Below are 16696 nucleotides of genomic sequence, written 5' to 3' on the forward strand. Positions count from 1 at the left end.
TTATAATTTAAGGTATTACTTATGAAAGATATAGAGATTATTACTATTGCTGATTTATATATTGAAGAAATTGAAGATAATTTACTATTTCAATACAGGAATATAGCAGAAGTGTTATTTTATACACTTCATTACCTATATGGTAATACCGTAAAATTTCCGGCATCAATTACCCCAGAAATTAAGGATCAGATTGAACTAATTAAAAACATACCCAGTAAATTAAAAGAGAACTTACATTATGATTATGGCTTAAGTGAACAAATTTTAGTTAAATATTTGCAAACGAAAATTAATTTTTATATGTCTCAACACGAGGAAATAAAAGAAATTATTGCTGAAAAAAATCCTCTAAATCAGCAAAATATAATTCATGGCTTGATTAATAATAAGGTAAAGGAGAAAGCATTAGAACTAAAATCTAGAATAGTAAGTAAGTATGATCATAAGAATGGGATTATAGGATATAATGAAAATACTGCGTCTCCTAAAAATAAACAAGCTTGGTTAAATCGTGATCAGTGGATTGAAAATAAATTAGAACAAAAATTAAAAAGTTGGAAAATAGAGGAAGAGAATAATTATATGACGGCTGTAAAGGTTTATAATAACCCTGAGCAAGCCGATCTGATAAAGAAGCAATGGAAAGAAAAACAAGCTAGAGAAATTAAAGTAAAGCAAGCATTGCTAACCCATAATGAACAACAATTAAGAATGGCCAAACGAGAAGATTCTACGGAAGATTATTTATTGGTTCAAGAAAATATATTAACCAAAGAAGAAGCAATGTTGTTTAATTATGAGGAACTTAATATTTATAAATTATATTATGCTCAGCATGAAAATAAGATAAAAGAAATTTTTCAATTAGCAAAAAATATTTATAGTGGGAATCAAAATAAAGGCTTACAGGAATTATCCGAAGTTAAGTATGACAAAATAAATTTTCTTTTTGTTTTTATAAACAATCTATTTGAGTATTCTCTATCTTTTAAAGATATAGCTAAATATAGTCATGGAAATTTGAATATTATCCAAACCCATTCTGCACTCTTAACTATCATGAATTCTGAGGAAGTTTTAAGTATAGGAATGGCAGTATATAATAATGATAATAAAAATTTAAATACCATTATCAGCAATCTTATACCTCATCTCCAAAAGGAAGAAAATAGTTTATATAAGTTATTAACGTGGGCAACAGAGCAACGTAACAATTATTGGGTAAATAATCTTTTAGACTTGCTAGGTAATAGCATAACTATTCCAGTTAAAATAAATATATTATATGTGGCTGTAGATAATGAGTACTTAGATGGAGTAAGTATTTTATTAGAGAAATTAGGTAATGAGATACCTATAAATCATAAAATAGGAGTATTAAGAGAAGCAGTAGAAGGGGGTTATTTAGAGATAGTAAATCTTTTATTAGATAAATTAGGTAATGAGATACCTACAGCTAATAAAATAATAATATTAAAAGAAGCGCTAGAAAATGGATATTTAGAAATCATAAATAGCTTATTAGAGAAAATAATTAATGAACTTTCTCCTAAAGATAAGGGAGAAATATTAAAATGGTCTATAAAAGAAGGGCATGTAGAGTGTATAAATATTTTATTAGAGAAACTAGGGAATGATATAACTCCACAAGATAAAGGAGAAGCCTTATATTGGGCTGCAGATCAAGGTTATATAGAAGTAGTAAATACTTTATTAAATAAAGTAGGCGATGAGATTTCTAAAAAAGATAAAGGTAAAGCATTGTATTGGAGTGCAGGAGAAGGTCAGCTCGAAGTAGTAAATCTTTTGTTAAGCAGTGTAGGTAATGAAATAACGCTGGAAGATAAAGGAATAGCTTTATGCTGGGCTGCAATAGAAAGGCGTCTAGAGGTTGTAAATAGTTTATTAGATATGATAGGGTATAATATTACTCCAGAACATATAGGACAAGCCTTATACTCGGCGGCAGTGAAGGGATATAGAGAAATAGTAAGTACTCTATTAAATAAAGTAGGTGATAAGATAAATATGGAAGATAAATGTAAAGCATTATATTTCGCTGCCGTAGGAGGTTATCTAGAGTTAGTAAATTTTTTATTAGATAAAATAGAGGATGATAAAAATGTTGAGCATAAAGGAGAGGTTTTACATGGAGCTGCAGTGGAAGGTAGAATAGGGATAGTAAATCTTTTATTAAATAGATTAGGTAAAGATTATTTTACCATAAAAAATAAAGGAAAAGCGTTATATTTAGCTGCTGGTAAAGGTTATTTAGAAGTAGTAAATCTTTTATTAGATAAAATAGAAAATATAACTCCACACTATAAAGGAAAAGCATTATATTTAGCTGCAGAGCAAGGTTATACAGAAGTAGTAAAGATGTTATTGGCTAGAGGAGAGGAGATAACTATCGAAGATAAAGGAATAGCGTTATATTTTGCTACCATAAAAGGCAATTTGAAGATAGTGAATATTTTATTAGATAATTTAGATGATAAAATAACTCTTGAGGATAAAAGGGAGATATTAGATTGTACTGAAACAGAAAGCGATATAGAAGAAGTAAATAGTTTATTAGAGAGGGTATTTACTAAGATGGCTGCAGAAAATAAAGCAACATCAGGCAGAGAGATTACAAAAAATGAACCTAAAAATATAGAACATAATATAGAAAAAGGAAATTTTGAGCGGGTGATAGGTAAACATACCGCTCGATATTTCAATGTCGTTCAATATTTCAATCAAGATTGCGAGAAGTTATATAATAAATTATAAATGATTTATAAAGTAAAATGATATTTATAACATTTAAAGTGTTTAAGCATAAAGAATGACAGTGCTTTCTTGTTGTCATAGCCATATATTCTATAAAAAGAGCGTTAACTATTTTTTATATAGGAGATTGATGTTGTGTAGTTTATAATTTTTTATTAAGATAATTAATATTAATAATGTTGTAACGTTTGTAATATTAAAATATTAGTTGTACAGTAAGTATATTAATATAAGTTACGCGCTTTCATAATAACTTATGTATGTAGTATATAAGAGGTAAAGTATGATAAATAGATTATTTGATTTGTTTGTATCTCTAAAATGTGGGACATTTATTTCCTATATTTTAGCTGTAACGTCTGCTTTATTAATTATAGCTGCTATAAGTTGGATTTGGTATGTAATATTTAGATTATATTTAAATTATTTTTCTAATATAATTTTTAAACGTGTCAAGCCGCTGTGGCATGATTTATGTGTTAAGCATGAGATTATATATAAAATTTTGGTATTAGTTCCGGCAATAGTAACCTATTTGTTAATACCTATGATACAGGTCAAAGGCTTTCCTATAACTTACACTATTGTAACAGTATTACAGAGAATTCTGAGTATTTACATGATTTTCGTAGTTGTACGGGTGATTTCGGCATTGTTTAGCATTATAGAGGATGGTTATAGCCATATTGCAAAAACTGCTATACAACATCCAATAACAAGCTATGTACAAATAATGAAAATAATTTTATGGGCAATAGCAATAATTTGTATTGTAGCAGTTATTATAGATAAGTCTCCAGCAACATTGTTTGCAGGGTTAGGTGCTCTTACTGCTGTGATTATGTTAGTATTTAAAGATTCAATATTAGGATTAGTGGCTAGTGTTCAGCTTTCTGCACATAATATGGTAAGTATAGGAGATTGTGTAGATATTCCTAGCTATAATGCTAGTGGTGAGGTAATACATATTTCATTAAGTACTGTGAAGATACGCAATGATGATAATTCGATTACGATGCTTCCTACTTATGTATTGCTGTCTAGTAGCATAATAAATTGGTGTGGAGTTGATCAAATGAATAGTAGACGTGTTAAGCGTTCTCTTACTATATCTCCTGACACAGTCAAATTTTGTGACCAAAGTTTAATAGATAGGTTAAGTAATATAAAATTAATTGAAGGAATAATCCCAAAGAGTTCTGAATCTTCTACACCTCAAATCACAAATATTACTATATTTAGAGCATATATAAGAGCTTTTTTAGCTCAGCACGAAGGAATAAAAAAAGATAATGCATGTTTAGTAAAGGAATTACAGCCTACTGCACATGGTATTCCTATAGAGTTATATTTTTATACTCATATCACTGATATGGTATTATATGAAGATATGCAGGCTGATATTTTTGATCATTTATTTGCTATTTTACCTGTGTTTGATCTAAAAATGTCGTTTGCATAAGTTATAGGATGAATGGATTATATGTATCTTTACTCTCATAAAGTAGGTGCTTCTTCCTATTTATTGAAGAGGAGATATATGGGACTGTTAACAGTCCCATAGTAAATTGATTTGAATTTGTGTACTCAGTGAGCTCAAAGCTCTCCTACAAATAGCCCTACTCTTGGACAAAAAATGTAAGTAATGAACAACAAATGATGTCATATCCGAAAAAGCGGTAATCTAATAATGTTCCAGCTCATTTTAATTTACTGTATATTATATTCTTTTAAAATATCTTTCTTTATTTAATATTTTAATATATAAATTTCTTGGATAATATAATAAACTTTCATTATCAGGAAATTTATAAGAGATATCCTGTGTTTTATGAAAAACTTAAACATGGTCATATTAATAATGATATGAAGAGGATGTATGATTGCAAACAAATATATCTAAGCGATATAGAGATATTCTATGCACTGGATAATACTGAGGAGCAGGTGGAAGAATATATTGCGGTTAGTCAGAAAATGATTACTTGTCTTGAACATGCTATCAATATGGTAGGAGAAAGATATTTTGATAATATAGATTCCGAACTTTAAACCATCTTATAAGCCAATAAAAATTATAGTAAAAAATTGAAGTTAAATGACTTGAAGCGAGGATCAAAGACCACAAATAGCCATACTACTGTACAAATTAGGTATTTTTATGTGGTCAGCTATGCCAAATCGTAAAAAAATTATAGAATACCATATATATAGTAAATTAATTTGAACTTGCGGACACAGTTAAATCAAAGCTCTCCTACTATTTGTAGGCTTCGCTCTATCTGCGCTCGTCCCACGTACAACTTAGTTTACTATAGTAGTGATGATTTAATAGAAATAATATTATTTTAGGAGTTTTAATGAAAATAGCATTAATAACAGGAGCTAGTAGTGGGATTGGTAAAGAGTTAGCCAAAAATTTAGCTGAGCATAAAATTTGCGTTATAGCTGTAGCTAGAAATGCTGAGTCATTAAACAAATTACAAAGGTCATATCCTAATTATATTATACCTCTTGTTGCTGATTTAAGTATTAAAGAAGGTAGAAGAAAAGTTTTCGATTATCTAAAACCTTTTCCTAAAATTGATTATATAATAAATAATGCTGCTATTATAATTCCCGTAGGGGATTTGGATAAAATTACTCCAGAGGAAATAGAACAAAATTTTCAGACAAATATTATTGCTCCATTAATATTAATCTCAGCTCTTAAGAATAAATTACTACCAGATAGCAGGGTACTAAATATAACTTCTAAACCAGGCGAAGGTTTATATAATGGTATGGTGACTTATTGTATAGCTAAATCAGCGTTAGATAAATTAACTGATATTTTAAAATATCATAAAATTCTTACAGCAAGTGTCTATCCGGGCAATGTTGATACTAATATGCTAAAAGTATTGGCTGATCAAGATATCTCCAAGTTTGCTAGAGCCGAAGAATTTAGAAAAAAAAGAGCTAACAATGAATCACTTCCTGCAGCGCTTAGTGCTAATTTTTTAAGTTATTTGCTATTATCCATAAGTGATACACAATTTATAGCTGAAAAGCATAATATTTATGATCAAAAGCATCATCAATATTGGTTGGGAGATAACAAATCTTTAATCTCTAAGATAGGTTTTAGCCAAAAAATTATTGACGAAAGAAAGGAAGCAATACCAAATTTAAAATTAATGTCAAAATTATAGAATATTGAGTATTAGCCAAGATGGGTCCAATCCTACCTCCAGTAGGAAACAATATAAATATCGTAAATCTGGACAAAAATATGTTGTGAAGAATCTAGGTGTACAATTTCAAGGGTTGATGGAAGAAAAAAAGAGTATATAAGTAAGAGCTAGGGATATAATTAATTTGGAGGAATTGTGGGACAAATATTACATGGCTGCGCCACGACTACGCACGCAATTAGAAAAGAATTACAGCGATCGCAAGCTACGATCAAAGAATTAAGTGAACAATATAATATTAACCCTAAAACTGTGATAAAATGGCGTCAAAGAAAAGAAGAAGGAGTAGAAGATCGCTCTAATGCTCCTAAAAAAGCAACTACTATTTTGAAGCCCGAAGATGAAGCTTTGATTATTGCTTTTCGTAAGTCTACGCAATTACCTTTGGATGATTGCTTTGATGCACTTATTAAAGAAATACCTTATTTAACTCGTTCAAATCTTTACCGATGCCTTAAACGGTACGGTTTATCTTGTTTACCCAAAGAAGATAATATCAAAGAGAAGAAGAAATTTAAGGCTTATGAAATAGGATTTATGCATCTTGATATCACAGAAGTAAGAATTGGTGAGGGAAAATTTTACATATTTGTGGCAATATGTAGAGTGAGTAAATTTGCTTATGTTGAGCTGCATAATAATAGCAATGGCGATACTACAGTTAATTTTCTTGATAACTTGGTAAGTAGCTGTCCCTTTAAGATACATACCATATTAACTGATAATGGTGTTCAATTTGCTTACAATGGTTTAGCCAGGTACAGAGCTCCTAAAGCAAGACATAGATTTGATCTAAAATGTAAAGATTACGGTATCAGGCATCGCACAACAAGGCCTTATAGTCCAAGTACCAATGGTCAAGTAGAAAGAATGAATAGGACTATAAAAGAAGCTACTACTAAGAAGTATCATTATACTAGTAGAGAAGAGTTAGATAGTCATCTACAAGCTTTTGTTATGGCTTATAATTATGCTAAAAGGCTTTCTTCTATTGCTAGAAAAACGCCTTTTGAAATGATCTTGACTTGTTACACACAAAATGCTAATAATTTTAGAATTAATCCTAACCATCAACTACTGAAACCGTACATCTAGGTTCTGTGAAGGTTTCTCAACAACTGTTTTCTTAGCACTTTTTGGCTGCAAAAAAAGCTTTTATTGCTTGAAATATATTAATATTCCTTCGAATAAAAGCTATTTTTTCGCTCAAAAATTTGCTAAAAACCATATTTTTTAGAAAACTTCACAGAACCTAAAGCAATATTTTCCTAAAGCTTTAAGCTATGAAAGGTTAGTGCAAATGGAATGTATAGCAAAGGTAATTTAAAATGGTTACTTGTGTATCTAATTATGATAAATATTTTTGACTTCAAATTGAACTATAATTTTTGCTCAACAGCTTTTAAAACACGCTATTTACCATAATTAGATGAACAAACTCTCGAAGCTAAGAGTAAAATGTTGTTAATATAATGCCTTACTTAATTCTGTAAGTACTATCTGTTTTTGATAGGGTTTTTTAATATATGATACGATACCAAGTGCATAAGCCTTTTTTATTTCTTGTTGATCGTATATCCCTGTTTGTAAAATCACAGGTATATTTTTAGTAAGCGGGTTTTGTTTAATCTCAGTTAAAACATTTATACCATATATATCTGGCATCATTAGATCTAATAATATAATATCTACTGACTTATGGTAAGTTTTAAGGTAATTAAGGCCTGATAATCCACTTTTAGTTGTAATCAAGTTATAATTTGTATCATGTAGTAATAATTCCATACTAATTAAGCAAGCATCCTCACCATCAATCATTAAAATTGTAGTAGACATATTTTCTGATTTTTCCTTATCATGATAATTGATTTTTTCTGGCATATTCAGTATAAATGTAGGTGTATTAGGTATAACAAAATGTATGCTTCCACCCTGATCTGAATTATTTTCAGCCCAGATTTTACCATGATGTGCTGCTATAATTTCTTTTGAAATAGTTAATCCTAGCCCTGTACCTCCAGCTTTAGCTAAGCTGCTTTGGGTAAATGGTAAAAATATAGTACGGAGTTCATGTTCTGGTATAGAGATTCCTTCATCTTTAACTGTTATCTGAGTTGCTTGCACAACATTTATCTTGTTTAGTATAAGTTCTGTGTCTTGTATTAAAATAGTAATACTACCATTATTTGGGCTAAATTTTATGGCATTAGTTAGAAGATTACGTATTACCTGTTGCAGGCGTTCCAAATCTGCGGTAATTAAATTGTTTGTTTGAGTAGCAATAATTTTAAAATTAAGTTGTTTATTTTTAACATATAAATTTTTGCATTCATCAACACTGGATTCTAATAAATCATTTAATTTTATTTGCTTTAAATCTAATATCATTTTGCCAGCCTGAAATTTAGAGAGATCCAGCAAATGATTAAGTAAAGAAGATAATCTATTTGCATTAATCGCAATTTGATTTGCTAATTCAAATTTTCTTTCGTCATCAAAATCATTCCAGTGTTCTACTAGCCCTTCAGAAATATTTGTAAATCCTTGGATAGGAGTACGTATTTCATGGCTTATATTGTTAAGGAACTCAGTTTTAATAGCTAAAGCCTGTTCCAATTCAAAAGTTCGTTCTTGGACTTTTTGTTCCAGATTAGTTGTATATGATATAACATTTTTTAACTGATTGGCTAAAATATTCATTTCAAATGAAGAAAATTTGGGTATCTCCAGCTTAGTAATACCGTCTGAAATTTTTTTTGCTATATCAGAGAGATGTATAAGGGGTACTACTACTCTTTTCCTTATTATTAACAGTAAGAGGATTGAAATAGCACCAATACTTAATAATTCTGTTAAGCGTGGTATAAGTATTACATAAATTTCTTTATTTAAAACTTCTTGATCATATCCTACTAGCACCACGTTAGAATATTTACTAAATTTTTTATAGAATATATATTTTATATTATTATATACAAAATTATTTAATAAATAACCAGAAGCTATCTTATTAGAAGGTATATTTCGTATTTTATTTGGTAATGGTGGAAATGATACATGACCTTCAAATGAAGCAAATAAGGGAGTACCATCCTTTGATAAAATAATAAATCTAATACGTTTATCAGCAATATTTTTTTGAGCTATATTACTAAGATTAGATAAATTAAATCCCATGCTTAATATACCAATAAACTTACCTTCTTTATCTACGATACCCATACCAGCTGGTAAAATATATTGACCGCTTGGTATACCATAATTTGGATTATCAAAATGTAACTTCCAAGGATCTTTTTCAGCATTACGTGAATAATGCCTAAACGAAACATCTTTAGGTTTGTTCAGTATTCCATAAGGTCCACTGATAACAAGCTGCTTTTCTGGTGTAATCCAATCAAAAATAGTATAAGCAAATAATGTTCTAGTGAGGGCATTTGTAATTAATTGACTACTCAAAATACTTGCTATATTATCATAGTTTGTAGCCCCTTGTTCAATAATTTGAGTACCAATAAAAGCGGCAAGTTCTGTACTATAGTCAAAAGAGTTATTTATACTATTTTCAATTTGCTCTGCAGATTGTACTATATTATCATATAATCTTTTTTTTTCTGTAAAGTATAAATAAACAGTAAAAAATAAGGATAGAGCCATTATTGTTATAATACCTATCAGAATAATATAAAAATAATCGCTTGCGATAGACTTTTTATTATGCATAATCACTAATACATAGACCAGAATTATTAACGTTACAAGTAATCTATAAATATTAAATATAAATTATTAAATAAACTTTAAACGTAGATTGTAATGCACAAAAATTCAGCAAATGTCAATGAAAACAATATATTTATTGTAATTGAAAATAAAGTCTCAATAATTGTTTTGGCTTAGGACACGCACATAATCCTTTTAGTAGCAAAAGGATGAATCTACTGGAGGAAAAGAGGTTAGTAGAAGTGTAATGCAAAAAATGGTTTTTGGTTGTGAAGGAATGTGTGCAAAAGAAGCTAAAGAATGTGGCTTACTTCATAAAATTGTACCTCACACAGTACTATTATCTCGAGCATACTGCTAGCTAATAAATTTGCATTATACTATAAAGCGCCCGTACATGAAACTAAAAAAACCCTTAGTAAGGATCTAATCAGTGGTTTAGGGGAGATATGTAAACAGGCTAAAATCGCGCATAGTAATAGCTTTGCTACGGGTGTTGCTCAGCCTAAAATGAAAAAAATTATTAGTAAATGAAGAATTAAAATTAACTTATATCAGTCTTGACTGCGATCAAACTTTTTATACTCTTTTTAGAATTAAAAAAATATGGTGTGATTTATAAATTGCTATAATTATACTCCCGGACAAAAAATGTAAGTAATGAGCAAAAAATGATGTCATACCTGTGAAAACAGGTATCTAATGAGTTGGTACTACTAGATTACCGCTTTCGTGGTAATGACAAAAAAGAATATACCTCATATTATAGACTATCTTAAGCTTTTTTGTACGGTAGTGTGATCCTTCGGTATAAGCCTAGGAAAGTCTTACATATTATAGCTTCTTGATTTGAATTAGCGAAGAACTAACCGCGTTCACAAGTTCAAATCAATTTACTATATCTGCTAAGGAAGCTAAAAAAACTATAGCGCAATTTACTATACAACATAAAAATTTAAGGGGAATTGCTATTATTCTTCAGCAAATTCAATTAACACTTGTCCAGATGATACGTTTTCCCCTATTTCAGCATATATTTTTTTAATTATAGCTTTATGTTCAGTATGAATAGAATTTTCCATCTTCATGGCTTCTAATAACACTAATTCTTGCCCAGCTTTTACTTCTTCGCCTTCTGCAACTTTAATTGCAACTACTTTACCAGCAAGTGGAGCAATTAAATTATTAGAATGTTTTATATTACTTTTCACTGGCATAAAACGTTCTAATTCAGCTATCCTTGGCAATCTTACACTAATTTTTACGGTACGACCTGCATGTGTTAAATAACATCCCTGTTCATCGTCATTAATTTTAATACTAACAGTTTTATCATTAACTATTCCTCTAAATAATCTATTACCAGGCATCCAGCTACTACGTACTGATAGACGCTCGCGCTCATATCTAATATTATAACCTTTAGACGTTGGTTTTATTACTACAGGATATAAATTTCCATCAATATTAACCACCCACCTTGTTCCTATTCTTACATCACTAGTTAATAATTGACCTGACATTGAAGCCATCCTTTTTTCCATGGTAAGATGAATGTGGATTGATACTGACAAAAACACTCTGGTAATTTCTGATGTAAGTTCAGCACCTGAGAAACCTTCAGGATATTCTTCATTTATAAAATTCGTTGATAAATCACCATCAATAAATTTTTGATTATCCATCACTGCTTCTAAAAAACTTATATTATGAGAAATACCACGAATTACAAATTCTCCAAGTGCATGTTGCATATGTTTAATTGCTTCAAGCCTTGTAGGAGCATAAGTACATAATTTGGCTATCATAGCATCATAGAACATACTAACTTCACCACCTTCATAAATTCCACTGTCTATACGTACATTAGGATTACGAGGAGGTTCAGTATATTGGGTAACACGTCCACTAGAAGGTAAAAAACCACGTGCTGGATCTTCAGCATAAATACGAGATTCAATAGCCCACCCTTTTAACTGTATATCTTCTTGTGTAAATGCAAGTTTTTCACCAGCTGCTACTCTAATCATTTGTTCTACAATATCAATCCCAGTAATTAATTCTGTAACACAATGCTCAACTTGCAATCTGGTATTCATTTCTAAAAAATAAAAATTTTTGTGTTGATCTAATATAAATTCTACTGTACCTGCAGAATAATATCCCACCTTTTTTACTAACGAGATAACTTGATCATACATCTTCTGCCTTGTCTCTTCATCAAGAACAGGACTAGGAGCTTCTTCTATTACTTTTTGGTGATGACGTTGTATAGAACATTCACGTTCTCCAAGACATAATACATTACCATATTTATCTGCAAGTACTTGTATTTCTATATGACGAGGTTTTTCAACAAATTTTTCAATAAAAACACGATCATCACTAAAACTACTACGCGCCTCATTAGTAGCAGAACGAAAAGCTTCCCGTACCTCATCTTCGCTATAAATTACGCGCATACCACGACCTCCACCACCAGCAGCAGCTTTCACTATTACAGGAAATCCTATATTTGCTGCAATAGTTACAGCTTCTTCTGCTGTATCAATAACCCCAATATAGCCTGGTACTGTACTGACGCCTGAAGCTTGTGCCAATTTCTTTGCCTCAATTTTATCTCCCATCGCTTTAATACAATGTACACTTGGACCAATTAAAGTTATCCATTCATCCCTAAGTGCATTAGCAAAATTACTATTTTCCGATAAAAAACCATAACCTGGGTGTACAGCTTGAGCTCCACTAATTCGTATAGCCGATAAAATATTATCTATACTTAAATAACTCTCAGTGGCAGGAGAAGGCCCAATATATATAGCTTCATCAGCATATTGTACGTGCAAAGAATTGGTATCTGATTCGGAATATACTGCAACAGTTTTTATTCCCATACGTTTTAAAGTACGCATGATTCTTACAGCTATTTCACCCCTATTTGCTACTAATACTTTTTCAAATACATTGTGCGGCATATCCTAAATTCCCCTTCCTAATCCCTTATAACTTAATTTTTATATTGATAATTATAAAGGTAAATTATCATGTTTTTTCCATGGTGTTTCAACTTGCTTGTTTTTTAAAAATGCAAGAGCTCTACACAACCTCCAGCGCGTATTTTGTGGTCTAATAATATCATCTAAAAAGCCACGAGCAGCAGCTGTAAAAGGGGTAGTGAATTTTTCTTGATACTCTTCAATTTTAGCTTCTATTCCATCTTCACCTACAGTATTTTTATTACGGAATAATATTTCTACTGCTGCTTTTGCACCCATAACAGCAATTTCAGCATTCGCCCACGCATAATTAATATCTCCACGCAAATGTTTTGAGTTCATCACTATATAAGCTCCACCATAAGCTTTTCTTGTGATTACTGTAATTTTGGGTACTGTAGCTTCAGCATAAGCATATAACAATTTTGCTCCATGTTTAATAATGGCATTATATTCTTGATCTATACCAGGTAAGAACCCTGGTACATCTACAAAAGTAATGATTGGTATATTAAAAGCATCACAGAATCTGATAAATCTTGCGGCTTTACGTGAAGCATTAATATCAAGACATCCAGCCAAATACATAGGTTGGTTTGCTACAATACCAACTGGTGTGCCCTCCATATAGCCTAAACCTATAATAATGTTTTTAGCAAAGTCAGCTTGGAGTTCAAAAAAATCTCCTTCATCTACAATGCGCTCAATTAGCTCCTTCATATCATAAGGCTTATTTGGGTTATCAGGTACTAAAGTATTAAGCGACATATCAACGCGATCTGCAGGATCATGCGTAGAACGTTTAGCAGCAATATCCCGATTAGATAAAGGCAACATATTAAATAAACGTCTAGTTTGTAATAATGCTTCAATATCATTTTCAAAAGCTAAATCTACTACACCACTTTTGGCAGTATGGACATCAGCTCCTCCCAGTTTTTCATGCGTTACATTTTCATGAGTTACAGCCTTTACCACATCAGGCCCTGTTACAAACATATAAGATGAATCTCTTACCATAAAGATAAAGTCAGTAAGCGCAGGAGAATATACAGCCCCGCCAGCACATGGACCCATTATAAGTGAAATTTGAGGAATTACACCTGAAGCAAGTACATTTCTTTGAAATATTTCTCCATATCCTCCTAAAGAATCAACACCTTCTTGAATACGTGCTCCACCTGAATCATTAATTCCTATTATAGGAGCCTTCACCTTCATTGCCATATCCATAATTTGGCATATCTTTTTAGCATTAGCTTCACTGAGCGACCCACCAAGAACTGTAAAATCTTGACTATATACAAATACTAACCTACCATTAATTGTTCCATGCCCAGTAATAACACCATCTCCAGAAATAATGTTTTTTTCCATCCCAAAATTTGTACAACGATGCTCGACAAACATTCCATACTCTTCAAAAGAATCAGGATCAAGTAGTACTTCTATACGTTCACGAGCAGTTAGTTTACCTTTTGAATGTTGGATATCAATTCTATCTTGTCCTCCACCGAGTCTAGCCATCTGGCGTTTATTTTCTAAGAGTTCAGCCATAGAATTTGTCATAAAAACTTCCCATTTTGATCTTTATATTATAATTATACATTTTATAAATACTTCAAATTATTAAATACTTATAAAATATAAATGTTTATAACTTTCTTTATTCTTATAGAGAAAATATAATTCACATTAGCTCGTTTACTAGAACAAAATATATTTTGCAACCTTAAAAATACTATTACAGGGAGTAACAATATTTACAGGAAATAAAATATTATTATTCAATTTACTCTATTAAGAATCTATAGAATTTAATAATTTGATAGGATAATCGGTTATAACCGCATAAACACCTAATATTTTAGCTTGATTGTATTCTAACTCATTATTTACTCCTAGAAATACTATTTTTACATTCTCGCCTTTAGATTTTTTGGTACATTTTATTGCATTCTTATCCCACAAATGAAATTCTACTTTGGTATATAAAGGCCCAAGAGTTAGTACATCTTCAACCATCATACTTTTGTGCGTTTCAAATCCCACATACTCATTATTTGTATTAGTACAACAACATACACCTTCATTTCGCAAAGATAATAATCTTTTATTAGTTTGATCACGAGGCTCAAAGGTTTTAGCTTTAGGGAATTTATCATTTAAATAATCTAGATGAATATTCTTGGTAGATAAAAATACAATATTATTCCAAGCATTTTTTTGATCCAAAATTGATGCTATTTCATCAATTAATATTTTGCTTGGTAAAGATTTTAGGTCTATAAATAATATATTATTACCTGTTAATACTATGTTTAATACTTCTTCTAAAGTAGGAATTTTATGTAAATCGCCACGCCGCGGAAAAGTATTATCATTTTCAGGATCAAAATAATATGCCGCATTACATTTGAGTATTTCATTATAAGTTAAATCTTTGACTTGTCCCTGGCAATCAGTTTTAATAGCTAAATCTTTATAATTATATAATACTACTCTATTATCTTTAGTTAGTTGTAAATCTATTTCTACTCCATCAACACCAGCTTCTAATACAGTTTTTATAGCATATATAGTGTTTTCCGGGAGCTCACCTTTGCCTCCTCTATTAGCTATAATCTTAGGATTATTAGTAGCGCATACCTCATTTATAAAACAGAAATTCATAAGAATATACATTAATATATAAGCTATCTTCCAAAATAATGCCATATAATGATCCTTTCCACATTTTTTCTGCTTTACATATTAGACAATTTATTTTTATTATTCAATCAATTGATCGTTCATTTATCCCAATTTATATTATCTTAAACATTATGCATTTATTTAACGAATTTCAAATTATAAACCTAATAAAGTCTAAATTTCCTTCATCTAACAAAAATATAGTTGGCATAGGTGATGACGCAGCTTTAATAAAAATCAGCGACACCCAAATGATGGCAATAAGCAAGGACTTACTTGTAGAAGATAGTCATTTCAGGCTATCATATTTTAGCCCACAAGCTGTTGCTCATAAATCTTTACATAGTAATTTAAGTGATATAGCTGCAATGGGAATTATGCCCGAATATATACTGCTTGGTATGTCCATTCCGCCTTATATTTCTATAGAATGGATTGAAGAGTTTATCAACTGTTTAGCTATTTTATGCAAAAAACATTCTATTATAGTGATCGGTGGTGATACTGTTCCATCGGTAGATAAATTAGTAATAAGTATTACGGTATGCGGTATAGGTAATACAAAAAATATAAAATATATTAATACAGCTAAACCAGGTGATATTATATGTGTAGCTGGCAGGATGGGATATGCTCATTTAGGACTTCATGCTCTAGAAAAAAATATACCCGGATTTGAAACCTTTAAAAATGCACAACTCTTTCCTGAAGCAAAACTTAGTGAAGGAATATTTTTGGGTAATTATTACGAAGTAACCGCTATGACAGATCTCTCAGACGGATTATCTATTGATTTAAAAAATTTATGTGATGCTTCAAATGTAGGCGCTATAGTAGATATCAATCCATCCCTTACATTGGATAATAATACTCAAAAAATTTCTTCTATTTTAGCTATATCCATCAGTGATGGTGTTATTCATGGCGGTGAAGATTACGGTTTATTATTTACAGTTAAAGAAAATTTGATCGAACATTTATCCCAAGAGTTTTATCAAAAATTTGGTTATCATTTTTATAGACTAGGTAAAATAACTGAAACACCATCTATAATTTATACGCCATATAATTAATTTTAATTTCATTTTTTTATATCACTTTCTATCTTAATTATACATTATATTCACACACAGAAAAATTAAGTAAACAATACATAAATTATCCACAAATTTTGTGGGTAATTTATATTGGTATATTTCAAATTTTCTTTATAGCTGCAGCAATTTAAATATTAACTTCATTGTTTGTTGCTCACGTAGTATTTCTTAT

General features: G+C 30.3%; 10 protein-coding genes. 6 read left to right on the top strand and 4 right to left on the bottom strand.

What is annotated here, in order from left to right; all coding sequences use genetic code 11:
• Positions 1–21 precede the first annotated feature (21 nt).
• The 5 genes from NOVO_07455 to NOVO_07475 all read left to right on the top strand — a co-directional run bounded on the left by NOVO_07455 (position 22) and on the right by NOVO_07475 (position 7109).
• On the top strand, positions 22–2778 hold the full coding sequence (locus NOVO_07455) for an Ankyrin repeat protein (protein AIL65829.1): 2757 nt from the start codon (positions 22–24) through the stop codon (positions 2776–2778).
• A gap of 283 nt (positions 2779–3061) precedes the next feature.
• Positions 3062–4240 (top strand): Miniconductance mechanosensitive channel, encoded by a 1179-nt coding sequence (gene mscM / locus NOVO_07460; GenBank protein AIL65830.1) that lies wholly within the window; start codon positions 3062–3064, stop codon positions 4238–4240.
• Between the two features lie 362 nt (positions 4241–4602).
• On the top strand, positions 4603–4830 hold the full coding sequence (locus NOVO_07465; protein ID AIL65831.1) for a hypothetical protein: 228 nt from the start codon (positions 4603–4605) through the stop codon (positions 4828–4830).
• A 308-nt stretch (positions 4831–5138) separates the two neighbouring features.
• Positions 5139–5972, top strand: a complete 834-nt coding sequence (yueD, locus tag NOVO_07470; GenBank protein AIL65832.1) for a Short-chain dehydrogenase/reductase SDR — start codon at positions 5139–5141, stop codon at positions 5970–5972.
• A gap of 177 nt (positions 5973–6149) precedes the next feature.
• Positions 6150–7109: an Integrase core domain protein gene (locus NOVO_07475; GenBank protein AIL65833.1), complete on the top strand. Its 960-nt coding sequence runs from the start codon at positions 6150–6152 to the stop codon at positions 7107–7109.
• Positions 7110–7478: 369 nt separating this feature from the next.
• Here NOVO_07475 and rpfC read toward each other — a convergent pair whose 3' ends face one another.
• From rpfC to NOVO_07495, 4 genes are all read right to left on the bottom strand, one after another.
• Positions 7479–9737, bottom strand: a complete 2259-nt coding sequence (gene rpfC, locus NOVO_07480; protein AIL65834.1) for a Sensory/regulatory protein RpfC — start codon at positions 9735–9737, stop codon at positions 7479–7481.
• A 971-nt stretch (positions 9738–10708) separates the two neighbouring features.
• Positions 10709–12712, bottom strand: a complete 2004-nt coding sequence (gene accA1 / locus NOVO_07485) for an Acetyl-/propionyl-coenzyme A carboxylase alpha chain (protein ID AIL65835.1) — start codon at positions 12710–12712, stop codon at positions 10709–10711.
• A 51-nt stretch (positions 12713–12763) separates the two neighbouring features.
• Positions 12764–14302 (bottom strand): putative propionyl-CoA carboxylase beta chain 5, encoded by a 1539-nt coding sequence (accD5, locus tag NOVO_07490; protein AIL65836.1) that lies wholly within the window; start codon positions 14300–14302, stop codon positions 12764–12766.
• Between the two features lie 231 nt (positions 14303–14533).
• Entirely contained in the window at positions 14534–15451 is a 918-nt protein-coding gene (locus NOVO_07495) for a cytoplasmic glycerophosphodiester phosphodiesterase (protein AIL65837.1), read from the bottom strand.
• 107 nt (positions 15452–15558) lie between these two features.
• Between NOVO_07495 and thiL the strand changes: the two genes are divergently transcribed.
• Positions 15559–16500: a Thiamine-monophosphate kinase gene (gene thiL / locus NOVO_07500; GenBank protein ID AIL65838.1), complete on the top strand. Its 942-nt coding sequence runs from the start codon at positions 15559–15561 to the stop codon at positions 16498–16500.
• Positions 16501–16696 lie beyond the last annotated feature (196 nt).

Source organism: Rickettsiales bacterium Ac37b, from assembly GCA_000746585.2.
In the GTDB taxonomy this organism is placed as follows: Bacteria; Pseudomonadota; Alphaproteobacteria; order Rickettsiales; family Arcanibacteraceae; genus Ac37b.

Excerpts from the sequence above, each read along its gene's own strand:
- NOVO_07455 (AIL65829.1), top strand. The coding sequence starts at position 22 with ATGAAAGATATAGAGATTATTACTATTGCTGATTTATATATTGAAGAA.
- mscM (AIL65830.1), top strand. The coding sequence starts at position 3,062 with ATGATAAATAGATTATTTGATTTGTTTGTATCTCTAAAATGTGGGACA.
- yueD (AIL65832.1), top strand. The coding sequence starts at position 5,139 with ATGAAAATAGCATTAATAACAGGAGCTAGTAGTGGGATTGGTAAAGAG.
- rpfC (AIL65834.1), bottom strand. The coding sequence starts at position 9,737 with ATGCATAATAAAAAGTCTATCGCAAGCGATTATTTTTATATTATTCTG.
- accA1 (AIL65835.1), bottom strand. The coding sequence starts at position 12,712 with ATGCCGCACAATGTATTTGAAAAAGTATTAGTAGCAAATAGGGGTGAA.
- accD5 (AIL65836.1), bottom strand. The coding sequence starts at position 14,302 with ATGACAAATTCTATGGCTGAACTCTTAGAAAATAAACGCCAGATGGCT.
- NOVO_07495 (AIL65837.1), bottom strand. The coding sequence starts at position 15,451 with ATGGCATTATTTTGGAAGATAGCTTATATATTAATGTATATTCTTATG.
- thiL (AIL65838.1), top strand. The coding sequence starts at position 15,559 with ATGCATTTATTTAACGAATTTCAAATTATAAACCTAATAAAGTCTAAA.